Origin of the sequence: Achromobacter sp. RW408 (assembly GCF_003184165.1) — a bacterium.
Lineage (GTDB): Bacteria > Pseudomonadota > Gammaproteobacteria > Burkholderiales > Burkholderiaceae_B > Achromobacter > Achromobacter xylosoxidans.
Genome location: NZ_QHHO01000049.1, coordinates 652030 through 675809, shown reverse-complemented (window position 1 = coordinate 675809; position 23780 = coordinate 652030). Strand labels below are relative to the sequence as shown.

Below are 23780 nucleotides of genomic sequence, written 5' to 3'. Positions count from 1 at the left end.
ATCAGCTTTCCTGCGCGTAGGGGTTGTGCGAAGACTTGAATTCGATCCGCAGCGGCGTGCCGGCCAGGTCGAACGCGTTGCGGAAACGGGTTTCCAGGTAGCGGCGGTATGAATCCGGCACCGCATCCAGCGCGTTGCCGTGGATGACCACCAGCGGGGGATTCTGGCCGCCCTGGTGCGCATAGCGCATCTTGGGACGGAAGATGCCTTTGCGGGGCGGCGGCTGCTGCTCGACGGCGGCCTGCAGCTCGCGCGTCAGCTTGGGCGTGGACAACTTGGCGAAGGCGGCGGCGTGGGCGGCATTGACCGACTTGAGCAGCGGCTTGATGCCCTGGCCGCGCAGGGCCGAAATGGTGTGCACGCGAGCGAACGACAGGAAGCGCAGCTTGCGCATGAACTCGCGCTCGATGCGTTCCTTTTCCTCGCCGTCCAGGCCATCCCACTTGTTGACGGCCACGACCACGGCGCGGCCGGTTTCCAACACGAAGCCGGCGATGTGGGCGTCCTGCTCGGAGATCTCGGTCTGCGCGTCCAGCATCAGCAGCACCACGTTGCTGGCCTCGATGGCCTGCAGCGTCTTGATGACCGAGAACTTTTCAACCGCCTCGAACACCTTGCCGCGCTTGCGCAGGCCGGCGGTGTCGATCAGCGTGTAGCGGCGGCCGTCGCGCTCGAAGTCGATCTCGATGGCGTCGCGCGTGGTGCCGGGCATGTCGAACGCGATCACGCGTTCTTCGCCCATCAGCGTGTTGATCAGCGTGGATTTGCCGACATTGGGGCGACCCACGATGGCCAGCTTGATGCGGTGATCGTGCTCGCCCTCTTCGGCAGGTTCTTCTTCCTCGGCCGGCGGCTCGGCCAGGTCCTGCAGGGCCAGTTCGATCAGGTCGACGATGCCGTCGCCGTGCGCCGCCGAGATGGGATAGGGTTGCCCCAGGCCCAACTCGTGGAATTCGGCGATGGCGGCGCCCGCCCCCATGCCCTCGGCCTTGTTCACCGCCAGCAGCACGCGTTGCTGTCCCGACTTGCGCAGCAATGTGGCGATCTCGTGGTCATGCGCGTTCAGGCCGGCGCGGGCGTCCACCAGGAACACCACGACGTCGGCCTCGGCGATGGCCTGCCGGGTCTGGCGCGCCATCTCCAGCAGGATGCCGTCCTTGGCGACCGGCTCGAAACCGCCCGTGTCGATGACGATGAAGGGGATCTCGCCCACCCTGCCCTCGCCGTAGTGGCGATCGCGGGTCAGACCGGAAAAATCGGCCACCAGCGCGGCGCGCGATCGCGTCAGGCGATTGAATAGGGTCGATTTCCCCACATTGGGGCGGCCGACCAGGGCAACGACAGGCTTGAAAGACACGGTGTAAGGCTTTGTTCTTGAGGGTTTAGTTGGTGCCGATCAGGACGAGATTGCCATTGCCCGTCTGGACCAGCACACCTTGGGAAGTCGTCTGCGGCGGCGAGACCACGGCGCCACCGCCCACGGACAGGCGCGCCATCAGGCTGCCATCGCTGCGCGACAGGAAATGCACGTAACCGTCCAGGTCGCCGACCGCGAGCGCGCCGCCCAGCAGGGCCGGAGCGGTGAGCTGGCGGTTCTTCAGCGCGGCCTGCTTCCAGACGTTGCCGCCGTTGTCGAGCGCGAAAGCGTTGACCACGCTGTTCTGGTCGGCCGAATAGGCAAAGCGCTGATCCAGGACCATGCCGCTGACGCTGGAGAAGTCCTTGGCCCAGATCGGACGGCCGCCGGCCGTGACGTCAAAGCACACGATACGCCCTTGATAGGCCACCGCGCAAAGCAGGTTGCCGGCAATCTGGGGCGAGCCGACCACGTCGGTCAGGCGTTCCAGGTCGCTGGCGCCGCGCGGGGTGGCGACGGTGCCTTCCCATTGCACGTTGCCGCTGTCGGAGGCGATGGCCATCAGCTTGCCGCCCGGCAGGCCGGTGATGACGAGGCCTTCGGCCAGCACCATCTGCGCGGCGCTGCGCAGGGCCAGCGCCGGGCCGGGGCGCTGCACGCTCCAGAGGCGTTCGCCGTTGTTGGCATCGAAGGCCTGGATACGGTAGTCGCCGCTGCGGACCACGACGATGCCATACCCCACCACCGGCGAGATATTGACGTCGCTGGTGGCGCGCACCTTCCACTTGACCTTGCCGCTGTCGTCGAATGCGACCACGTCGCCATCGGGCGAAGCCACGGCGGTGGTGGTGCCATCGCTGCCGGCGCCCGCCGTCAGCTTCACGCCCGCCTGCGACTTCCAGATGGGACGGCCGCTTTGCAGGTCGAACTTGCCGACCGAGCCATCGGGGGTGGCGGCGTAGATCGCATTGTTCAGCACGGTGGGCGCGAAGCCCAGGCCGGAGCCACTGCCGATCGAGGTCGACCAGACCTGGCGCACCGACATGCCGGCCTTGTATTCAGTCAGGGGAGCGGGGTCGTAACGGCCATCGTCATGGGAAAACAGGCCGCAGCCGCCCAGCGCCAACAGGCCCGTCAGGCATACCGCGCCACGCCACGTCGTACGACCAAAAGCAAATTTACGCATTACAGTCACGCTCCGCTCAGGGCATCCAGTTTCAGTTGCACGACCTGGGTCAGCGGATTCGCCGTGCCCAGGCCATCGATGGCGCTTTGCCACGCGGCACGCGCTTCATCGCGCTTGCCTTGCGCCGCGAGGATATCGCCGCGGCGGTCGGCGAACAAGGCGGCAAAGGCGGCCGGCGCATTGTTCAGCTGTGCCAGCGCGGCGTCGTACTGCTTCTGGTCGAGCAACAGGCCCGCCAGGCGCAGCCGGGCGACGGCCTGCATCGAGGGGTTCTTGGACTGGCCGGCCAGCCATTCGAGCTGCTGGCGCGCGCCGTCGACGTCCTTCTGGGCCTGCAGCGCCTGGGCCGCCACCAGCGCGCCGCGGGTGGCGTAGCCGGTCGAGCCGTATTGCTCGCGCAGGGTCGCCGCCGCGGCCTTGATGCGCACCGACGAATCGGCGCCGCCCAGGCGGGCCGCGTCTTCGAGCGCCTCGAAATAGCCCATGGCCTGGTTGGCCTTGTGCGATTGGTAGGCCTTCGCGCCCCACCAGCCGCCCCAGGCCAGCGCCACGGCGGCCACCAGCAGCATCACCAGGGTGCCGTAACGGGCCCACCACGCCTTGATCGCGTCGAGTTTTTCCTGTTCTTCCAGATCGTATGCCATGCTAACCCTTGAGATTCAATACGTCGGCCAAGCCCGCCAACGGGACTTGCTGCTGCGCGCCATCGCCTTGGGCGTCGGCGCGCAGGAACTTGATGCTGGCGGTCTGCGAAGCCACTTCATCGGCGCCAAGGATAACCGCAACCCGGGCGCCGCTGGCGTCCGCGCGCTTGAATTGGGACTTGAAGCTGGCGGCGCCGGCATGCACCACCACCGCCAGGCCGGCGTCGCGCAGGTCTTCACCGACGCGGGCGGCCAGGCGCTGCGCGTCTTCGCCCTGGTGCACGACATAGACGTCGCACTCGGCCGGCGCTTCGACCTGCACGCTCTGCTCCCACAGATCCAGCAGGCGTTCCATGCCGATGGCGAAGCCCACGGCCGGCGCGGGCTTGCCGCCCAGCAGTTCGATCAGGCCGTCATAGCGGCCGCCGCCGCACACCGTGCCCTGGGAACCCAGGCGGTCGGTGACCCATTCGAAGACGGTCAGGTTGTAGTAGTCGAGCCCGCGCACCAGGCGCGGGTTGAGGCGGTATTCGATGCCGGCGTCGGTCAGGCGCTGGCACACGCCGTCGAAGTGCGCGCGCGATTCCTCGCCCAGGAAGTCGAACAGGCGCGGGGCGCTGTCGGCCATTTCCTGCATGGCGGGGTTCTTGGTGTCCAGCACGCGCAGCGGGTTGGTATACAGGCGGCGCTTGCCGTCCTCGTCCAGGATGTCGACGTGCTTTTCCAGGTGCGCGATCAGCGCGGCGCGGTGCGCGGCCCGCTCGGCCGGCTGGCCCAGCGAGTTCAGTTCCAGGCGCACGTCGGTCAGGCCCAGCAGCTTCCACAGGCGGGCCAGCATGACGATCAGTTCGGCGTCCACGTCGGGACCGGCGAAGCCCAGCGCCTCGACGTCGATCTGGTGGAACTGGCGGTAGCGGCCGCGCTGCGGGCGCTCGTGGCGGAACACCGGGCCGATCGAATAGACGCGCTGCGGGCGGTCGTACAGCAGGTTGTGCTCGATCGAGGCGCGCACGATGCCGGCGGTCATCTCGGGCCGCATGGTCAGCGATTCGCCATTGAGCGCATCGGTGAACGTGTACATCTCTTTTTCGACGATGTCGGTCACTTCGCCGATGCCGCGCGTGAACAGGCGCGTATGCTCAAGCACGGGCGTACGCACGTTGCGATAGCCATAGCCGCGCAGCCAGCCGCGCACGATTTCCTCGAATTGCTCCCAGCGGGCGCTGGGCCCTGGCAGCAGGTCGTTCATGCCGCGGATGGCGGCGACTTTCTGGAAAGCTTGAGTCATCTTGATCATGCCGCCCCGCGCGCCGGCAAGCGCGCCTCGCGGCCACACCCTTTCTTTTAATGAGAGGCGAGCGCGCCGTAGCGGCGCGCGACGTAGTCTTCAACGATGGCCTGGAATTCTTCGGCGATATGGTCGCCCTTCAGGGTGACCGTGCGCTCGCCGTCGACGAACACCGGCGCGGCCGGCACCTCGCCGGTGCCCGGCAGGCTGATACCGATGTCCGCGTGGCGGCTTTCGCCAGGCCCGTTGACCACACAGCCCATGACCGCGACGTTCATGCTTTCGACGCCGGGGTACTGGGCGCGCCACACCGGCATCTGCCGGCGCAGGTAGGACTGGATGCTATCGGCCAGTTCCTGGAAGAACGTGCTGCTGGTACGGCCACAACCGGGGCAGGCCACCACCATGGGCGTGAACGCGCGCAGGCCCATGGTCTGCAGGATTTCCTGCGCCACCACGGCCTCGCGGCCACGGTCGCCGCCGGGTTCCGGCGTCAGCGAAATACGGATGGTGTCGCCGATGCCCTGCTGCAGCAGCACGGCCAGCGCGGCGGTCGAGGCGACGATGCCCTTGCTGCCCATGCCGGCTTCGGTCAGGCCCAGGTGCAGCGGATAGTCGCAGCGCGCCGACAGGTCGCGGTAGACCGCGATCAGGTCCTGCACGTGGCTGACCTTGCACGACAGGATGATGGCATCGCGGCGCAGGCCGAGTTCCTCGGCGCGCTGGGCGTTGCTGATGGCGGACACCACCAGCGCGTCGCGCATCACCGCCTGCGCTTCCCAGGGCTGGGCGCGGCGGCTGTTCTCGTCCATCTTGCGCGCCATCAGTTCGTGGTCCAGGCTGCCCCAGTTCACGCCGATGCGCACCGGCTTGTCGTAGCGGCAGGCCACCTCGATCATCTGGGCGAAGTTGTCGTCGCGGCGCTTGCCGCCGCCCATGTTGCCGGGATTGATGCGGTACTTGGACAGCGCCTGGGCGCAGTCCGGGAATTGCGTCAGCAGCTTGTGGCCGTTGTAGTGGAAGTCGCCCACCAGCGGCACGTCCACGCCCATGCGGTCGAGCTGCTCGCGGATCGCCATCACTTCCTTGGCGGCTTCGGGCGTATTGACCGTGATGCGCACCATCTCGGAGCCGGCCTGCGCCAGTTCCTTGACCTGGATCGCCGTGGCGATGGCGTCGGCGGTGTCGGTGTTGGTCATGGACTGCACCACCACCGGCGCGTCGCCGCCGATCATGACCGTGCGGTCGCCCCACTTCACCGCCACCGAACGCGTGGCGCGGCGGGGAGCCGCGCCCACGGAGGGCGGCGGCGCATCCTGGCAAGGCAGAGAGGAATCTTGCATCGGCGAAACCGGTATTTACTTGGACAGCTTGGGAAGCCAGTCGAACGCCAGCCATTGCTGCGGCAGCCAGCCCTGCCAGAAGGCATAGGCGACGCCGGCGGCAAGCACCAGCACGATGGCGATCAGCCAGCCCCAGGAGGTCGACGACGCGCGATCGTCGTCGGCGCCCGACTGGGGAATGGAATGCGCCGAATGCAGCGCGCCCGGACTCAGCTTGACCGGGCCGGTGACGCGGGCCTTGGGATCGAGCGAGTCGACGATCGCCTGGGAATCGGCGCCCAGCATGCGGGCATAGTTGCGGATCAGGCCGCGCAGCGACACACCGGTGGGCAGTTCGCCCCACTGCTCGTTTTCCAGCGCCTCGATCTGCTTGGCCGAAAACTTGATGCGGCTGGACACTTCATCGAGCGACCAGCCCTTGGATTGGCGCAGCGTGCGCAGCGCCGAGCCCACATTGCCCGAACCGCCCGCGCTCGCGGGCGTCTCTGAAACTGCAGAAGCGATATCCTGCGTCATGCATGCACCTGTCTAATTGGTATGGTCTGGCGCTGCGCGGCGTTCCGCTCGGTGATGCGGGTACGGTCGCGCACTTCTCCAGCCAGTTGACCACAAGCGGCGTCGATATCGTCCCCCCGGGTCTTGCGCACCGTCGTGATGATGCCGGCGTCCATCAGACGCTGGGCGAACACCTTGACGCGGGCCGAAGGCGAACGCTTCAGGCCGGAGGCGGGGAAGGGATTGAACGGGATCAGGTTCAGCTTGCAGCGGATCTGGCGGGCAATGTGTATCAGTTCCCTGGCGTGCTGGTCGGTGTCGTTGATGCCATCCAGCATGCAGTATTCAAACGTGATGAAGTCGCGCGGCGCGAAAGCCAGGTAGCGTTCGCACGCGGCCAGCAACTCCTTCAGCGGGTATTTCTTGTTCAGCGGCACCAGCTCGTCGCGCAGCGCGTCGTTGGGCGCATGCAGCGACACGGCCAGCGCCACCGGACAGTCCTGCGACAGGCGGTCCATCATCGGCACGACGCCGGAGGTCGACACCGTGACGCGGCGGCGCGACAGGCCATAGGCGTTGTCGTCGAGCATCAGGCGCAGGGCCGGCAGCACCTGGTCGTAGTTGAGCAGGGGCTCGCCCATGCCCATCATGACGACGTTGCTGATGACGCGGGTATCGTCGGTGGCGCGGGCGCTTTCCAGGCGCGCGGTGCCGATGTCGGCTTCCAGCACGCGCTTGGCCCACCATAGCTGGCCGATGATCTCGCTGGTCTTGAGGTTGCGGTTGAACCCCTGGTGGCCGGTCGAGCAGAAACGGCAGTTCACCACGCAGCCAGCCTGGCTGGAGATGCACAAGGTGCCGCGGTCGTCTTCAGGAATGAAGACGGTTTCGATGGCGTTGCCCTGGCCCACGTCGAACAGCCACTTGCGGGTGCCGTCGGACGAGCGTTGCTCGGTATTGACGGCCAGCGCCTCGATGACGCAACGCGACGCCAGCTGGCCGCGGAAATCGCGGGCCAGGTCGGTCATGGCGTCGAACGAATCGGCGCCGCGCTGGTGCATCCAGCGCTGCAGCTGGCGGGCGCGAAACGGCTTGCCGCCCCACTGCCCGACGAGTTCGGACAGGGCGGAGCCGTCCAGCCCCAGCAGATTGATTCGTTCGACGGATTCCATGACCTGGTATTGCTATGACGCTAAAACGATTTCCTGGAAATCAACGGCTGTGGATGTTGATTTCGGGGAAGAAGAAAGCCACTTCGACAGCGGCCGTTTCCGGCGCGTCCGAGCCGTGCACGGCGTTGGCGTCGATGCTGTCGGCGAAGTCGGCGCGGATGGTGCCCGGGGCGGCCTTCTTGGGATCGGTGGCGCCCATCAGGTCGCGGTTCTTCTGGATGGCGTCTTCGCCTTCCAGCACTTGCACGAACACGGGGCCCGAGACCATGAAGTCGACCAGGTCCTTGAAGAAGGGGCGCTCTTTGTGCACGGCGTAGAAACGCTCGGCGTCGGCGCGCGACAGCTGGGCCAGGCGGGCGGCGATGACCTTCAGGCCGGCTTGCTCGAAGCGGGCGACGATCTGGCCGATGACGTTCTTGGCGACGGCGTCGGGCTTGATGATCGAGAGGGTGCGTTGGACGGACATGGGAACTCCAAAAACGGATACTGACTGGTTTCTATGATTGCCTGGCGTGGCCTGCGCTTGTCGGTGTCACCCTTCAAGCGGCAGCGCGCCATGGGCGCGCAAGCGACTCGGACCCGCTGTGTCACGACAGCGTGTTCCGGGCCGTCCCGGCCGCCTGTGCCAAGGCGGGGATTCGACACTGCCAACCCTTCGGAGTTATCCCGCACTGAATGTTCGCTCGGTCCATTGTGCTGAAATCCTCAGCGTTTTTTCAATGAACTTTTGGCGAAACCTCAATGAATTCAGGGACTTCTAAAAGGTTTACAGTAACCCGGTATTCTAACACGCCGATACGACCGCATTACATCTTAAAATGAGCGGTTTGCTTGCCCGTTTCCATCGACCGGGCGCCCTGTCTGCCGGAACCCTGTAATGACTCAAGCCGCTCCCCCGAACGCCGCGCCCGCCGCGACCGACTCCCCGGAACTCTCCAAGAGCTTCGAACCCGCCGAACTCGAATCCCGCTGGTACGCCGAGTGGGACAAGCGCGGCTACTTCGCCGCCGGGTCGCACGTAAAAACAGGGACGGAAGCGCAACCCTACGTCATCCAGTTCCCGCCGCCCAATGTGACAGGCACCCTGCACATGGGCCATGCGTTCAACCAGACCATCATGGACGGTCTGATCCGTTACCACCGCATGCTGGGCGACGACACCGTCTTCATTCCGGGGACGGACCATGCCGGTATCGCCACGCAGATCGTGGTTGAAAGACAGCTCGACGCCCAGAAGGTTTCGCGCCACGACCTCGGCCGCGAGAAATTCCTCGAGAAAGTGTGGGAATGGAAGGAAAAATCGGGCAGCACCATCACCGGCCAGGTGCGCCGGCTGGGCGCCTCCGCCGACTGGCCGCGCGAATACTTCACCATGGACGAACGCATGTCGCGCGGCGTGGTGGAAACCTTCGTGCGCCTGCACAAACAGGGCCTGATCTACCGCGGCAAGCGCCTGGTCAACTGGGACCCCAAACTGCTGACGGCCGTGTCCGACCTGGAAGTCCTGTCGGAAGAGACCGATGGCCACATGTGGCACATCCTCTACCCCTTCGTCGACGGTCCGCAGACCATCGTCGACAAGGACGGCCAGACGGTCACCCTGCGCGGCATGACCATCGCCACCACCCGCCCCGAGACCATGCTGGCCGACGGCGCGCTGTGCGTGCACCCCGAAGACCCGCGCTACAAGCACCTGGTCGGCAAGGAAGTCGAACTGCCGCTGTGCGACCGCAACATCCCCATCATCGCGGATGACTTCGTCGACCCTGAATTCGGCACCGGTTGCGTCAAGATCACCGGCGCGCACGACTTCAACGACTACGCCTGCGCGATGCGCCACGACCTGCCGCTGATCGTGATCTTCACGCTCGACGCGCACATCAACGAGAACGGTCCCAAGCAGTTCCAGGGCATGGAGCGCTACGAGGCCCGCAAGGCCGTGGTCGCCCAGCTGGAAGCCGAGGGCTACCTGGTCAAGGTCGAGCCGCACAAGATGATGCAGCCCAAGGGCGACCGCACCGGCGTCGTGCTCGAGCCCATGCTGACCGACCAGTGGTTCGTCGCCATGAGCAAGCCGGCCCCCGAGGGCACGCTCAATCCGGGCAAGAGCATCACCGAAGTGGCGCTGGAAGTCGTGGCCGACGGCCGCATCCAGTTCTACCCGGACAACTGGACCACCATCTACAACCAGTGGCTCAACAACATCCAGGATTGGTGCATTTCGCGCCAGCTGTGGTGGGGCCACCAGATTCCCGCCTGGTACGCGGAAGACGGCCAGGTGTTCGTCGCCCACGACGAAGCCGAAGCCATCCAGCAGGCCCGCGCCGCCGGCGTCACCGGCGAGCTCAAGCGCGATCCGGACGTGCTCGACACGTGGTTCTCCTCGGGCCTGGCGCCCTTCACGACCCTCGGCTGGCCCGACCAGACGCCCGACCTGGAACGCTACCTGCCGTCCAGCGTGCTGGTCACCGGCTTCGACATCATCTTCTTCTGGGTTGCGCGCATGGTCATGCTGACCACGCACCTGACCGGCAAGATCCCGTTCAAGCACGTCTACATGCACGGCCTGATCCGCGACGCCGACGGCCAGAAGATGAGCAAGTCCAAGGGCAACACGCTCGATCCGATCGACCTGATCGACGGTATCGACCTGGATGGCCTGGTGGCCAAGCGCACCTACGGCCTGATGAACCCCAAGCAGGCCGGCGCCATCGAAAAGGCCACGCGCCGCCAGTATCCGGACGGCATCCCCGCCTTCGGCGCCGACGCGCTGCGCTTCACCATGGCCGCCTACGCGACCCTGGGCCGCAACATCAACTTCGACCTCAAACGCTGCGAGGGCTACCGCAACTTCTGCAACAAGCTCTGGAACGCCACCCGTTTCGTGTTGATGAACACCGAAGGCCACGACCTGACCGGTGCGGACGCGGGCGAAACCTCCTTCGTCGACCGCTGGATCGTCAGCCAGCTGCAGGCGCTGGAAGCCGACGTGGCGCGCGGCTTCGCCGACTACCGCTTCGACAACGTCGCCAACGCGCTGTACCGCTACGTCTGGGACGAATACTGCGACTGGTACCTGGAACTGGCCAAGGTGCAGATCCAGACCGGCACGCCGGCCCAGCAGCTGGGCACGCGCCGCACGCTGATCCGCGTGCTGGAGGGCGTGCTGCGCCTGGCCCACCCGATCATTCCGTTCATCACGGAAGAACTGTGGCAGAAGGTCTCGGTGGTGGCCGGCAAGCGCAAGCAGGGCGTGGCCGACAGCGTCAGCGTGCAGCCGTTCCCGCAGGCCAACCCGGCCGCCGTGGACACCGCCGCCGAAGCGGACGTCGCCGAATTGAAGGCCCAGGTCGAGGCCGTGCGCGCGCTGCGCGGCGAGATGAACCTGTCGCCGGCCCAGAAGGTGCCGCTGTGCGCCCAGGGCGATGCGCCCACGCTGACGCGCAACGCCCCCTACCTGGCCGCGCTGGCCAAGCTCAGCCAGGTCGACGTGCTGGACACCCTGCCCGACGCCGGCGCGCCGGTGCAGGTGGTGGGCGCGAGCCGCCTGATGCTGCATGTCGAGATCGACGTGGCGGCCGAGCGCGTGCGCCTGGACAAGGAAATCGCCCGCCTGGAAGGCGAGATCGCCAAGGCCAACGGCAAACTGTCCAACGCCAGCTTCGTCGAGCGCGCCCCGGCCGCCGTGGTCGAGCAGGAAAAAGCCCGCATGGCGCAATTCGGCGAGACGCTGCAAAAGGTGCGTGAACAGCGCGGCAAGCTGGGCAACTGATCGCCAGACTGGCGCCCATGCAAAGCCCCGGACGGCGTCCGGGGCTTTTTTTCGCCTGCGCGATCCTGCCTGCCTACACCCCGCCGTCGGTCATGCGATACCACGTGACCACCGCGTTGACGTACAGGCGACGCAAACCATACAGCGGGAACGGCTTCACCGGCGACAGCGGCACCGGCAGCGCCTTGGCATCGCCGCTGACCAGGTATTGCGCCATGGCGCGGCCCATGCTGGTCTGCAGGCCCACGCCGCGCCCCTGGCAGCCGATATCCACCAGCAAGCCGGGCTGCGGTTCGTGCAGGTGCGGCAGGTAGTCGCGGGTGATGGCCACGCGGCCGCACCAGCGGTACTCGAACGGCGTGCCCGCCACCTGCGGGAACATCTTCACCATCACCCGCTCCAGGTGGGCCCAGTCCTGCGGGCCCTTGGGCTCGCGGAAGGGACCGCGCCCGCCCATCAGCAGCCGCCCCTGGTGATCGAGACGGAAATACAGCAGCAGGTTGCGGGTATCGGACGTGACGTGGCCTTCCGGAAAGATGCCCGCGCGCAGCCGCTCCGGCAAGGGCGTGGTGGCCACCTGGAAGGTATTGGCGTCGATGATGGAGGGTTTCAGGCCGGGCAGCAGGTCGGCGCCGTAGGCATTGGTGCACATCACCACCCGGTCGGCGGTCACGCTGGGGCCACCAGCGGTGGTGGCGGTCCACTTGCCGCCGTCGCGCTTGAACCCGGTAACGGGCGTGTCGGTATGGATCACGGCGCCGGCGTTCAAGGCGGCGCGCGCCAGTCCGCGGGCATAGCTCAGCGGCTGCACCGCGCCCGCGCGCCGGTCGACCCAGCCGCCCAGGTAGCGATCGGTGCCGATCAGGCGAGCCACCTGCGCCTTGTCCAGCGGTTGCGCGTCGGCGCCATGCCGCGCCCATTGCGCGGCGCGGGCGTGCGCCAGCTCCAGCGCCGCGGGGTTGTGCGCGCCCTGGATCCAGCCATTGCGCACGTGCGGCACGTCCATCGCGTGCCGCTCGATCAGGTTGAAGACCGAATCGGCGGTGGCGCCGGCGAAGCGCACTAGGCGCTCACCGCGCTCACCGCCGAACATCGCGATCAGCGCGTCAGGATCGTATTTCAGGCCCGGGATGACCTGGCCGCCGTTGCGCCCCGAGCCGCCAAAGCCGATCTCGCGCGCCTCCAGCAACACCACGCGCCCCCCCTGCTCGGCCAAGTGCAGCGCGGTGCTAAGGCCGGCGTAGCCACCGCCCACCACCAGCACATCGGCCTGCGTGGACTGCGCCAGCGGCTGCGTGTCCGGCGGCGCCGCCGCGGTGGCGGCCCAGAGCGACGGGGAAAGCGGAAACGGCGTCTGCGACATGATGGTTCCTCACATGGGATGCAGCACGCGGCGCAGGAAATCCTGCGTGCGCGGGTGCTGCGGGTGATTCAGCACTTCACGGGCGGCGCCCTGCTCCACCATGACGCCGCCGTCAAAGAACATGACGCGATCGGCGACCTCGCGCGCGAAGCTCATCTCGTGCGTCACGACGACCATGGTCATGCCGGCCTCGGCCAGCTTGCGCATCACGCCCAGCACGTCGCCGACCAGCTCGGGATCGAGCGCCGAAGTCGGTTCGTCGAACAGGATCGCCTTGGGCTGCATGGCCAGCGCCCGCGCGATCGCCACGCGCTGCTGCTGGCCGCCGGACAGTTGCGGCGGATGGGCGTCGGCCTTGTCGGCCAGGCCGACGCTGGCCAGCAATTCCCGGCCGCGCGCCAAAGCTTGCGCGCGCGGCTCGCCCTTCACGTAGATCGGCCCTTCCACCACGTTCTCCAGCGCGGTGCGATGGGGAAACAGGTTGAAGCGCTGGAACACCATCGCCACCTGCGTGCGGATGGAGACGATGGACGGCGCATCGCAATCCACCAGTTCGCCATCCACGGTGATGCGGCCGGCGTTGTAGCGCTCCAGCCCGTTGATGCAGCGCAGGATGGTGGACTTGCCCGAGCCGGATGGCCCGATCACGCACACCACCTCGCCCTTGCTGACCTCGGCGTCGATGCCCTTGAGCACCTCCAGCGATCCGAAGCTCTTGCGCACCCCCTTGAGTTCGATCATTTGGCGGCACTCCTCTTTTCCAGATGCCGCACCAGCAGGATCAGCGGCACGCACATCACCAGGTACATCAGCGCCACCAGCGAGAACACGGTTGCGTTCTTGAAGGTCGACACCGCGATCAGCTTGCCCTGCAGGGCAAGCTCGGCCACCGTGATGGTGGACGCCTGCGACGAGTCCTTGAGCATCATGATCATGATGTTGCCGTAGGGCGGCAGCACGATCTTGACGGCCTGCGGCAGCACCACGCGCCGCATGGTCATGCTCCAGCTCATGCCCATCGCCATGGCCGCCTCGATCTGGCCGCGGTCGATGGCCTCGATGCCGGCGCGGAAGTTCTCGGCCTGGTAGGCCGAGTAGGCGATGCCCAGGCCGATGATGGCGGCCTGCACCGCCGTCAGCGCGATGCCCATGTCCGGCATCACGAAGTAGATGTAGAACAGCAGCACGATGATCGGGATGCCGCGCAGCAGGTTGATCACGCCCGCGCTGAACCTGGACAGGTATTTGTTGCCCGACACCCGCATCAGCGCCCACACCAGCCCCAGCAGGGTGGACAGCACCAGGGAGCCCAGCGTCACCAGGATGGTGAGCTTGGCGCCCTCCAGCAATATCGGCAGGTACTCTGCCGCGTCCTTGAAGAATTCCGTCATGACTCCATCCATCCCGACCAGGACCGGTTGACACGAAAAAAAACCGCGCCCGCCGCGGGCCCGCGGCGGGCCGCCGGACGAGCCGCGGCCATCCCTGCGCGAACCCGCCGCGATGCGCGCGGGCGTTCAGTCAGGCGCGTTCCCCAAAGCCGATCGGCGGCCCCTCGGGCATGCGCGCCGACCCGCGACATCAGCCGCCCAGCCCCCACTTCTTCAGGATCCGGTCGATGGCGCCATCGGCCTTGAGCTTGGCCAATGCCTTGTTGATACGTTCGAGCAAGGCGGTGTCGTCCTTGCGCGTGGCCAGCCCCAGGCTGCCCATGACGGTGGGCTGATAGGACTGCGCCATCTTCAGGTTGGGATAGTTGCCCTGGGTCAGGATGTAGGCGGCGATGGGATAGTCCATGAAACCGCCCTGGATGCGGCCGGCGTTGGCGTCGCGCATCATGTCCGGCGGATTGTCGTAGAGCTTCACCTCCTTGAACACGCCGCTCTTCTGGATCGGCTCGACGAAGGCGGTGCCCACCTGCACGCCGACCGTCATGCCCTTCATGTCGGCAAAGGACTTGTATTCCTTGTTGTCGCTCTTGGGCACCATCAGGCCCTCGCCGTAGCGATAGACCGGCTCGGAAAAGCTCACCACCTGCTGGCGTTGCGGCGTGATGAACATGGCCGCCGAGACGATGTCGATGCGCTTGGAGGTCAGCGAACCGATCAGGGCGGAAAACGCCATGGGCTCGATCTGGACCTCGAAGCCGGCCTCCTTGCCGACCGCTTTCACGATATCGACCATCACCCCCTCGATGGAGTTGGTCTTGGTGTCGAGAAAGGTGAACGGACTGCCGGTGGGCGTGGACCCCACCTTCAATACCGTCTGGGCCTGCGCGGCCGTGGCCGTGGACAATGCTGCGAATACAGAGACAACCAGAGTCTTGAATTTCATGACATTTCCTCATCTTGGCAAAGAGTTCCGGGCAGCGCCCGGAAGGCGGATGATCCCCAGTGTCATCGCGCCGATTCACTGCCCGCGCGCTCAGGGCGGCGGTTGCGTCCCATCCCCCGCGGCTTGATTGATATTCGAGATGGCCCAGATGACCTCGGTCACCTGCGACCCGGGATTGCGCCAGCGACGCGGCGTGCTGCTGGCATAACAGAAGCTGTCGCCCTCCTTGAGCAGCACGACCCGGTCGCCCACCCACAACTCCAGCGCCCCCTTGAGCACCACGCCGATCTGCTCGCCCTGCCCGGTCACGAACAGCTCGTTGCCGGTCGAGCCGCCCGGCTCGATGGTGGCGCGGCACAGATCCATGCTGCGGCAGGCCGGCGGCGTGTACATCTCCTTGACGATGCCCTTCTCGCGCAAGTCGATGTAGCGGTGCGTGCCGGCGCGGGCCACGCGCCCGCCATCCTCGCCTTCGGTGTGTTCGGCATTGCGCAGCAGCGTATTGACCGAGACGCCGAACTCGCGCGCCAACTGATGCAGGGTCTTGACCGAGGCCGAGCTCAGGCCGCGCTCGATCTGGCTGAGCAGGCCCAGCGACATGCCACAGGCCTGCGCCACGTCCGCCAGCGAGCGGCCGTGCTGCTTGCGCAGTTGGCGCAGCTGCTGGCCCAGCCACATGTCGACGGCCGATTCGGGCCGCCCCGGCGCCAGCGCCGGCTTGGACAGCGCCGCATCGTCATGCGCAGCGGAAGATGAGGATCGACTCATATGAAAATTTCATTTTTATGTAATTTTCAATACTAAGGAGCGAGGCGGGCCGCTACAACCTAGGAGCATCCCTAGGCCGATCCAGTCTTGGAAAAAGGGAAAAAGCTTGCGGAGGAAACCTGCCGAAGAACGGCAGAGAGATGCGCCCCGCCGGAACCGGCGGAGGGTACGTCCTGGCACGGGCCCCGGAGATGCCTGCGCCGGCTCAGGAAGCCTTGGGCTTGCCGCCGCGGCGGCGCTTGGCGGGAAGCGGCGGCAACGGCTCGCCGGCCAGCTCGGCCAGGAAGCGTTCGTCGGCCAGCGACAACCATCCCTGGGCGCGGGCCGACTCGATCAGTTCGGGGCGACGCGCAGCGGTCAGCGCCAGCGAGCGCTCCCGGCGCCAGCGCGAGATGTTGGCATGGTGGCCGCTGAGCAGCGGCGCCGGCACGGGCGCGCCCTCGTAGACTTCGGGGCGCGTGTAATGCGGGCTGTCCAGCAGGCCGGACAGCGTGTCGTTGAAGGAGTCCTGCAGCGCGGAGTCGCCGTCGTTCAGCACGCCCGGCAACAGGCGCACCGCGGCGTCGATGACGGCGAGCGCGGCGATTTCCCCGCCGGACAACACAAAGTCGCCCAGCGAGATTTCATGCGTGACACAGCGCTCGATGAAACGCTGGTCGACGCCTTCGTAGCGACCACAGATCAGGATCAGACCGTCGCTGGCGGCCAGCGCCTCGGCGCCGGCCTGGTCGTAGCGCTTGCCCACGGGCGCGAGCAGCGCCACCGGGGCCGGCCCCAGGCCTTGGGCCGCGCGCGCCGCCTGGGCGGCATTGACGGCGGCCTCCAGCGGGGCCGCCATCATCACCATGCCGGGGCCGCCGCCATAGGGGCGGTCGTCCACGGTACGGTGAGGATCATTGGTGAAATCGCGCGGATTCCACGCATGCAGGGCCCACCGGCCCTGGGCGTGGGCCCGGCCGGTGACGCCCAGGTCACGCACCACCCCGAACATTTCGGGAAAGAGCGTCACGACGTCAATGCGCATCAGAGAAGATCCGCGGGCCAGTCGCTGTCGATGCGGCGCGCGGCCAGATCGACGGCATGGATATGCGCGCGCACGAACGGAACGAGCATTTCGGCGGGCTTTCCCTTGGAGGTCAGGACAGGTTCGGGACCATTGGCCCCGGCCTGCTGGCGCAAGACTTTCAAGACGGCGTGGGCGCCGTTGTCAAAGACTTCATCGACCACGCCAATGAGCGCAGCCTCGCCATCCGCCGTGGTGTACAGCGAACAACCAATGAGATCGACCCAGTAGTATTCGTCTTCTTCGGGCGCGGGGAAGGAGCCCCGCGGCGCCTGCACGGAAAAACCGCGCAGCGCTTCGGCCTGGTCGCGGTCGGCGATGCCCGCCAGCTGGGCCACCACGGTGGCGCCCTGCGAACGGACTTGCACGACCTTGTATGCGACAGGCGCAGACGCGACAGCGCCCCGCGCCAATTCAGGCACAGGGCGAGTCAACCACCATTGAGAAGCTGAGAGCAGCACTTCGGCATTGGCCGAATGCGGCTGCACCTTGACCCAGCCTTTCACACCGTAGGCCGCACTGATGCGACCCAGCTCGATCAAGTCCGCAGGCGCCGCGTTGGAATGTGCGGCATCAGACATGTATCGGGCTATCGGTTTCGTACAGCGTAGCTGGAAACTAGCAGGGTTCAGGCGTACGACGCGGGCATCAAGCCGCGGCGGAAACCTTGGCCGAGTAGTCCTTGACCAGACGCTCGACGGCCGGCGACAGCTGGGCGCCGTTGCTGGTCCAGTGCTGCACGCGATCCAGCGCGATGCGCAGGTTTTCGGCGCCTTCATTGCCGACGGGGTTGTAGAAACCCACGCGCTCGATGAAACGGCCGTCGCGACGGTTACGCGAATCGGTGGCCACCAGGTTGTAGAACGGACGCTTCTTGGACCCACCGCGGGCCAGGCGAATCACCACCATAGGTAATCCCTTGAATTAGTTGTGAAAAACGGGAAATTCTAGCACTTAAACAAGCCAGCTGGCAAATGCCCGTGCTGAATCTCGGAAGTCGCGGCGCGATTCATACGCGAAAACACCACATATGCACCACATACGGTATTCTACAAAATCAAAATACGGGCCGGAGCCCGCCGCAGACAGAGTGTAGCCCGTCACGGGCCGCTGTGCTGCGCGAGGGCGCACGAAAGTGGCCGGGCGGGGTTTCCACCCGGGATGCCCTGCCGGAATGGCGCCCTTTGCAAGTGCGTGTGAAGCATTTCCCCGATTGGAGAGATCGGAATGTCATCCTGCGCCACATCCGCAAGCCCGCCTCCCCCTGCCGCGCCGCAACGGCGCCGCCCTTCTCCGTCCTCGCGCCCCCTGCGCCCGCGCAAACGTCCGCGGTTTCGCAGCGGCTGACCGCGCCCCATTTCTCCCCAGTGTTTTTCCCAAACTTCCTCTACCGGAGGGTGCAACACCATGAAGAACCGTAAAACTGTCTTCACCCCTGTCGCGCGCCTGGCGGCCACAGGTTTGCTGGCGGGCCTGCTGGCGCTGCCGATGGCGGCCCAGGCCCGGGTGGTCGGCGCGGCGCTCACCACCGTCACCGGCAAGGTCACGGCGGTCGACCCCGCCAGCCGCGCCATCACCCTGCAAGGCACCAATGGCAATGTAGTGGATGTGCAGGCCGGACCGAACGTGCGTAACTTCAAGCAAATCAAGCCGGGCGATTCGCTTACGCTGGACTATTACGAGTCGGTCGCCATCGACGTGCGCCGGGCAGGCTCCGGCGCACCGGAGGTGGTCACCGAGACCGCCGCCACGCGCAGCGCCAAGGGCGCCAAGCCAGGTGGCGCGATGGGCCGGCAGACCACCATCACCGCGGAAATCTGGCACATCAACAAGAGCGCCAACCTCGTGACATTGAAGGGTCCGCAAGGCGGCCTGCGCACGATCCAGGTGCAGGACCCCGCCCTGCAGGCCCGGCTGGCGCAGCTCAAGGAAGGCGACCTGGTGGACTTCACCATCACGCAAGCGGTGGCGGCGGCGATCCACAAATAAGGCGCGGCGATCGCCAACAAAAAGGCCAGCCTGGGGAGAGGCTGGCCTTTTTCATGTATCGCGTCGCAATCGCCTAGCTAGCGGCGGCGCAGGAAATGCACGCCGCGGCCGTCCGCCTCATGCTGCGCGACCAGCACATTGCCGGTCTGGCGCGAGAACGCCTGGAAGTCGCGGATGGCGTTGCGGTCGGTGGTGACGACGCGCAGCACCTGTCCGCTTTCCATCTGCGCCAGGGCTTTCTTGGCGCGCAGGATGGGCAAGGGGCAGGTCAGGCCGCTGGCATCCACCTCCTGGTCGAAGGACGGCGCTGGCGCGCCGGACGCGTTGTCCATGTCAGAGGCGCTCATCGACCCACTTCTGCACGCTGGCGATCGCGGCGGGCAAGGCCGCGATGTCGGTGCCGCCACCCATGGCCATGTCCGGACGGCCGCCGCCCTTGCCGCCCACCTGGCTGGCGACGAAGCCCACCAGGTCGCCGGCCTTGATGCGGTTGGTCAGGTCGGCCGTGACGCCGCCGACGACGCTGATCTTGCCATCGGCCGAGCCGGTGGCCAGCAGCACCACGGCGGGCTTGAGGCGGTCCTTCAGGTTGTCGACCATGCCGCGCAGGGCCTTGGGATCGACGTCGCCGATGCTGGCGGCCAGCAGCTTGATGCCCTTGACCTCGACGGCCGCGGAGCTGGCCAGGTCGTTGCCGGCGCTGGCGGCGAGCTTGCTGCGCGATTGTTCCAGGTCTTTTTCGAGCTGCTTGACCTGGTCCTGCACCTGCGAGATGCGGGCGGGCAGGTCGGCGGGCGTGCTGCGCAGCATGCCGGCCACCTGGGCCAGCAAGGCGCTCTGGTTCTGTACCCAGGCCAGGGCGTTGTCGCCCGTGATGGCCTCGATACGGCGCACGCCGGCGGCCACGCCGCCTTCGGACACGATCTTGAACAGGCCGATGTCGCCGGTGCGACCGACGTGGGTGCCGCCGCACAGTTCGCGCGAGAAGCCGATGTCGAGCACGCGCACGGTGTCGCCGTACTTTTCGCCGAACAGCGCCATGGCGCCGCCCTTGACGGCGTCATCGTAGGCCATGACCTGGGCCACGGTGGGCTGGTTGGCGAGGATTTCGGCGTTGACGATGGCCTCGACGCGGGCGATCTGCTCGGCCGTCAGGGGCGCGTCCTGGGCGAAGTCGAAACGGGTCTTGTCGGGGTCGACCAGCGAGCCGCGCTGCTGCACGTGCGCGCCCAGCACCTGGCGCAGGGCCTTGTGCATCAGGTGGGTGGCGGAGTGGTTGCGCACGGTGCGGGCGCGGCGCACCGCGTCCACGCGCGCCAGCACGGTGTCGCCGACCGCCAGCTTGCCCTCTTCCAGCGTGCCGTGATGGCCGAACACGCCGGACTGGATCTTGAGCGTATCGCCCACGGCGAAGCGCACGCCGGCGGCTTCGAGCAGGCCGGTGTCGCCGACCTGGCCGCCGGACTCGGCGTAGAACGGGGTGGCGTCCAGCACCACCACGGCGCTCTGGCCGGCCTGGACCTGTTGCACCTGGGTGCCGTCGACATACAGGGCCGTGACCTTGACGTTGTCGAGTTCGAGCTTTTCGTAGCCCTCGAAGCGCGTTTCCGCGCCTTCGTAGCTCAGGCCCTCGGCCATCTTGAACTTGCCGGCCGCGCGGGCCTGGTCGCGCTGGCGTTCCATGGCGACCTCGAAGCCGGCCATGTCGACGTCGACTTCGCGTTCGCGGCAGATGTCGGCGGTCAGGTCCACGGGGAAGCCGTAGGTGTCGTACAGCGTGAACAGCGTGGTGCCGTCCAGCTGGCCGCCCTTGGGCACGTTGGCCAGCGCGCCGTCGAGGATGCGCATGCCGTGTTCCAGCGTTTCGCCGAAGCGTTCTTCTTCCTGCTTGAGCACCTGCGCCACGCGCTCGGCGGTGGCGGCCAGTTCGGGATAGGCTTCGCCCATCTCGGCGACCAGGTCGGGCACCAGGCGGTGGAAGAACGGCTTGGTCTGGCCCAGCTTGTAGCCGTGGCGCAGCGCGCGGCGAACGATGCGGCGCAGCACGTAGCCGCGGCCTTCGTTGCTGGGAATGACGCCGTCGACGATCAGGAACGAGCAGGCGCGGATGTGGTCGGCAATGACCTTGAGGGAATTGTTTTCCAGGTCCTTGACGCCGGTTTCGCGCGCGGCGGCGGCGATCAGGTTCTGGAACAGGTCGATTTCGTAATTGGAGTGGACGTGCTGCAGCACGGCCGCGATGCGCTCCAGGCCCATGCCGGTATCGACACAGGGACGCGGCAGGCGCGGCATGTTGCCGGCGGCGTCGCGCTCGAACTGCATGAACACCAGGTTCCAGATCTCGATGTAGCGGTCGCCGTCTTCCTCGGGCGATCCCGGGGGGCCGCCCCAGATCTCGGGGCCGTGGTCGTAGAAGATTTCCGAGCACGGGCCGCAGGGGCCGGTGTCGGCCATCTGCCAGAAGTTGTCCGACGCGTAGCGCGCGCCCTTGTTGTCGCCGATGCGGATGATGCGCTCGGTCGGCACGCCGACTTCCTTGGCCCAGATGTCATAGGCCTCGTCGTCTTCCTGGTAGACGGTGACCCAGAGCTTCTCGGCCGGCAGCTTGTAGACCTGCGTCAGCAGTTCCCAGGCGTACTGGATGGCATCGCGCTTGAAGTAATCGCCGAAGCTGAAATTGCCCAGCATTTCGAAGAACGTATGGTGGCGGGCGGTGTAGCCCACGTTCTCCAGGTCGTTGTGCTTGCCGCCGGCGCGCACGCTGCGCTGCGACGACGTGGCACGCGTGTACGACCGCGATTCCTTGCCCGTGAAGACGTCCTTGAACTGGACCATGCCCGAATTGGTGAAAAGCAGGGTCGGATCGTTGCCCGGCACGAGCGACGACGAAGGAACGATGGTGTGTCCCTTGGACTTGAAGAATTGCAGGAACTGCTGGCGAATCTCGGAGGATTTCATCGTGGATGAAGCAGGATTTAGGCGAATCGTTGATTATAGAGGGTTGTCGGCGCCTTGCACCCTGGGGGACATCCCGGCCGGCGCATCGCCATCCGCCGCGCCTTGATCGAGCCCCCCTGCCGGGGCGCGCCGCGCCCGGGCAAGCAGCCTGCCGCCACGAAACCACAAGCTATCCCAGTTGCCGGCCAGCACCACGTAGGGATCGCGGCGCACGTAGGGAACGACCCGCTCGCCATCGGCGTCCACGCCGAAGATGGCGGGTATCGCCTGGCCCGGCGCGAACTGCAGCCAGGTCTCCCGGCCATCGTCGAACACCTGCATCGGCGCGACCGCGGGATCGCCGGACAACAGCCAATCGAAACGGAACCCCGGCACGGCCACGCCGGATGCCCGCCAACCGGCCCCTGCCATCGGCGCCGCGCCAGGCGTCCATGCGCAACCGGCCAGGCTCGACAGCGCGCCGGCGAGAAAGAGGATTCGTACCATGTGCCCCACCATCCCAGGAACGGCGACCCGGGAACGGATCGCACCACGCCGGGCATGGTGAACCCCTGCGGGCCGGAAAGGCAGACCGGCATGTACGCATGGATCGAATCGCCCTCCTCCCGACGCGGCAAGGACGCGGGCAAGAAAAAAGCCCGGTTCGAAAACCGGGCTTGCGGGCGCTGCCGGACGGCGCGCGGGCGCCGGGCCGGCTGGCGCGGCCTCAGCGCTGCGTGGCGATGCTGCGCGCCTGGCTGGCGGCGTTGTTCAGGGCCGCCACCGGCGGCGTCTTGCCTTCCAGCGCATCGTTGAGCTGCTGGTTGAATACCGGCTCGATGCGATCGTAGTTGGCCATGCGGAAGCCGCGGCTGTTGGCGACCGGGCGGTTGCTCATGGAAGCCACCACCGCCTGGGCGCCGGGAATGCTCTTGTAGAACGACACGTCGGAGGCGCGGAAAGCGGCCTCGGTCAGCGGCAGGTAGCCGGTGCGCTGGTGCCATTCGGCCGCGATGACGGGCTTGGACAGCCAGGCCAGGAATTGCGCCGTGGCCTTTTCCTCGTCCTTGGGACGGCCTTCCAGCGCCCACAGCGCCGAACCGCTCACGAACGGCTGGCCGCCGTTCTGGGTGACCTGGTCATAGTAAGGCAGCGGGGCCACGCCGAACGCCAGCGACTTGGTGTTCAGGAACTGGCCGAACGAACCCGAGGAGCCGGTCAGCACGGCGCACTCGCCCTTGGCGAACAGCTTGTCGGCGCTGTTGTCGGCGGTGTGCGCCATGAACAGCAGCGAACGCTTCCAGCTGACCATCAGCGAAATGTGGCGCATGTAGAGCGTGTCGAACTGCATCGCCGGCGCCGCGCTCTTCTTGGTGACCGCGTCCAGGCCGTTGTTGTTGCTGGTGTACTGCTGGTTGTTCACCGGCGCCAGGTTTTCCAGGTGGACCGTGACCTGGTCGCTGGAGGCATAGGGACAGTCGAGGTCGGCCACGTCGCGCAGCTTGAGCAGCTCGCCCTGCAGGGCGGTCCAGGTGCGGGCGGGCTTGTTGGGATCGAGGCCGGCCTTCTTGTAGGCGGCGGTGTTGTAGAACATCACCGGCACTTCGGCCATCCAGGGGAACGCCAGCAGGCGGCCCTTGCCGTCGCGCACGAAGCTGCTGGTGGCCGGCACGAACCAGTTCAGGTCCTTGACCGGATACTTGGCCAGCAGGTCGTACATCGGCAGGATCGCCTTGTGCTCGGCCACCACTTCCGGCGAGTGGTTGTCGTTCAGCTGCACCAGGTTGGGGGCCTTCTTGGCCTTGACCGCGGCGGTGGCTTCCTGCTGCAGCTGCGCCTGCGAGGCGAAGGCGCGCAGGGTCACTTTGACCTGGTCCTGTTCCTTGTTGTACTGCTTGGCCAGTTTCTCGAACTCGGCCTTGTTGGCGTCCGGCAGCGTGTGCCAGACCTGGATTTCGACGGGTGCGGCGTGGACCGCGCCCGCGACCGCCATGGCGGCGCCAAACACCCATGTGCGCCGGCTGGCGAACATCGCGCGGGCAATGCCCGCCAATTGCAATTTCTTCATA

Annotated in this window: 22 protein-coding genes; 2 read left to right on the top strand and 20 right to left on the bottom strand. The window is 66.6% G+C overall.

The window, feature by feature from the left end:
• Window position 1: 1 nt before the first annotated feature.
• From der to ndk, 8 genes are read right to left on the bottom strand one after another with little or no spacing between them, the layout of a single operon-like run.
• Window positions 2-1357, bottom strand: a complete 1356-nt coding sequence (gene der / locus DK459_RS22595) for a ribosome biogenesis GTPase Der (RefSeq protein WP_006387858.1) — start codon at window positions 1355-1357, stop codon at window positions 2-4.
• 25 nt (window positions 1358-1382) lie between these two features.
• Window positions 1383-2543, bottom strand: a complete 1161-nt coding sequence (gene bamB / locus DK459_RS22590) for an outer membrane protein assembly factor BamB (RefSeq protein ID WP_020926930.1) — start codon at window positions 2541-2543, stop codon at window positions 1383-1385.
• 5 nt (window positions 2544-2548) lie between these two features.
• Entirely contained in the window at window positions 2549-3187 is a 639-nt protein-coding gene (locus DK459_RS22585) for a tetratricopeptide repeat protein (RefSeq protein WP_006387856.1), read from the bottom strand.
• A gap of 1 nt (window position 3188) precedes the next feature.
• The gene (hisS, locus tag DK459_RS22580) at window positions 3189-4475 is read right to left on the bottom strand and encodes a histidine--tRNA ligase (protein ID WP_026383459.1); all 1287 of its coding nucleotides are present in this window, start codon (window positions 4473-4475) and stop codon (window positions 3189-3191) included.
• 56 nt (window positions 4476-4531) lie between these two features.
• Entirely contained in the window at window positions 4532-5818 is a 1287-nt protein-coding gene (ispG, locus tag DK459_RS22575) for a flavodoxin-dependent (E)-4-hydroxy-3-methylbut-2-enyl-diphosphate synthase (RefSeq protein WP_006387854.1), read from the bottom strand.
• Window positions 5819-5833: 15 nt separating this feature from the next.
• Window positions 5834-6334 carry a helix-turn-helix transcriptional regulator gene (locus DK459_RS22570; RefSeq protein ID WP_006387853.1) on the bottom strand — a complete coding sequence of 167 codons (501 nt, stop codon included), beginning with the start codon at window positions 6332-6334 and terminating at the stop codon, window positions 5834-5836.
• The gene (rlmN, locus tag DK459_RS22565; protein WP_006387852.1) at window positions 6331-7485 is read right to left on the bottom strand and encodes a 23S rRNA (adenine(2503)-C(2))-methyltransferase RlmN; all 1155 of its coding nucleotides are present in this window, start codon (window positions 7483-7485) and stop codon (window positions 6331-6333) included. The genes DK459_RS22570 and rlmN overlap by 4 nt, the downstream gene beginning before the upstream one ends.
• 40 nt (window positions 7486-7525) lie before the next feature.
• Window positions 7526-7951 (bottom strand): nucleoside-diphosphate kinase, encoded by a 426-nt coding sequence (ndk, locus tag DK459_RS22560; RefSeq protein ID WP_006387851.1) that lies wholly within the window; start codon window positions 7949-7951, stop codon window positions 7526-7528.
• A 411-nt stretch (window positions 7952-8362) separates the two neighbouring features.
• On the opposite strand from ndk, the gene DK459_RS22555 reads away from it, so the two are divergent.
• A complete protein-coding gene (locus DK459_RS22555) occupies window positions 8363-11257 on the top strand; it encodes a valine--tRNA ligase (RefSeq protein WP_054449212.1) in 2895 nt (964 codons plus the stop codon).
• A 73-nt stretch (window positions 11258-11330) separates the two neighbouring features.
• Here DK459_RS22555 and DK459_RS22550 read toward each other — a convergent pair whose 3' ends face one another.
• The 8 genes from DK459_RS22550 to rpsP all read right to left on the bottom strand — a co-directional run bounded on the left by DK459_RS22550 (window position 11331) and on the right by rpsP (window position 17694).
• Window positions 11331-12620: an FAD-binding oxidoreductase gene (locus DK459_RS22550; RefSeq protein ID WP_110135076.1), complete on the bottom strand. Its 1290-nt coding sequence runs from the start codon at window positions 12618-12620 to the stop codon at window positions 11331-11333.
• 9 nt (window positions 12621-12629) lie between these two features.
• Window positions 12630-13361 carry an amino acid ABC transporter ATP-binding protein gene (locus tag DK459_RS22545; RefSeq protein WP_006387847.1) on the bottom strand — a complete coding sequence of 244 codons (732 nt, stop codon included), beginning with the start codon at window positions 13359-13361 and terminating at the stop codon, window positions 12630-12632.
• Window positions 13358-14011: an amino acid ABC transporter permease gene (locus DK459_RS22540; RefSeq protein WP_006387846.1), complete on the bottom strand. Its 654-nt coding sequence runs from the start codon at window positions 14009-14011 to the stop codon at window positions 13358-13360. Before DK459_RS22540 ends, DK459_RS22545 begins: the two co-directional genes overlap by 4 nt.
• Window positions 14012-14201: 190 nt before the next feature.
• Complete coding sequence (locus DK459_RS22535) at window positions 14202-14954, bottom strand: ABC transporter substrate-binding protein (RefSeq protein WP_006387845.1); 753 nt, start codon at window positions 14952-14954, stop codon at window positions 14202-14204.
• Window positions 14955-15044: 90 nt separating this feature from the next.
• Window positions 15045-15722: a helix-turn-helix domain-containing protein gene (locus DK459_RS22530; protein WP_006387844.1), complete on the bottom strand. Its 678-nt coding sequence runs from the start codon at window positions 15720-15722 to the stop codon at window positions 15045-15047.
• Window positions 15723-15927: 205 nt separating this feature from the next.
• The gene (gene trmD, locus DK459_RS22525) at window positions 15928-16746 is read right to left on the bottom strand and encodes a tRNA (guanosine(37)-N1)-methyltransferase TrmD (protein WP_006387843.1); all 819 of its coding nucleotides are present in this window, start codon (window positions 16744-16746) and stop codon (window positions 15928-15930) included.
• Window positions 16746-17366: a ribosome maturation factor RimM gene (rimM, locus tag DK459_RS22520; protein WP_006387842.1), complete on the bottom strand. Its 621-nt coding sequence runs from the start codon at window positions 17364-17366 to the stop codon at window positions 16746-16748. The genes trmD and rimM overlap by 1 nt, the downstream gene beginning before the upstream one ends.
• Window positions 17367-17433: 67 nt before the next feature.
• Window positions 17434-17694, bottom strand: a complete 261-nt coding sequence (rpsP, locus tag DK459_RS22515) for a 30S ribosomal protein S16 (RefSeq protein ID WP_006387841.1) — start codon at window positions 17692-17694, stop codon at window positions 17434-17436.
• 498 nt (window positions 17695-18192) lie between these two features.
• Between rpsP and DK459_RS22510 the strand changes: the two genes are divergently transcribed.
• Window positions 18193-18774, top strand: a complete 582-nt coding sequence (locus DK459_RS22510; RefSeq protein WP_054499786.1) for a hypothetical protein — start codon at window positions 18193-18195, stop codon at window positions 18772-18774.
• A 77-nt stretch (window positions 18775-18851) separates the two neighbouring features.
• Here DK459_RS22510 and DK459_RS22505 read toward each other — a convergent pair whose 3' ends face one another.
• The 4 genes from DK459_RS22505 to DK459_RS22490 all read right to left on the bottom strand — a co-directional run bounded on the left by DK459_RS22505 (window position 18852) and on the right by DK459_RS22490 (window position 23779).
• Window positions 18852-19121, bottom strand: coding sequence for a sulfurtransferase TusA family protein (locus DK459_RS22505; protein WP_026383462.1), 270 nt, complete (start codon window positions 19119-19121; stop codon window positions 18852-18854).
• A complete protein-coding gene (alaS, locus tag DK459_RS22500; protein WP_054441196.1) occupies window positions 19108-21732 on the bottom strand; it encodes an alanine--tRNA ligase in 2625 nt (874 codons plus the stop codon). The genes DK459_RS22505 and alaS overlap by 14 nt, the downstream gene beginning before the upstream one ends.
• Before the next feature lie 33 nt (window positions 21733-21765).
• Window positions 21766-22218 carry a TrbG/VirB9 family P-type conjugative transfer protein gene (locus tag DK459_RS22495; protein ID WP_049053504.1) on the bottom strand — a complete coding sequence of 151 codons (453 nt, stop codon included), beginning with the start codon at window positions 22216-22218 and terminating at the stop codon, window positions 21766-21768.
• Between the two features lie 220 nt (window positions 22219-22438).
• On the bottom strand, window positions 22439-23779 hold the full coding sequence (locus DK459_RS22490) for an extracellular solute-binding protein (protein ID WP_006387836.1): 1341 nt from the start codon (window positions 23777-23779) through the stop codon (window positions 22439-22441).
• Window position 23780: the final 1 nt, after the last annotated feature.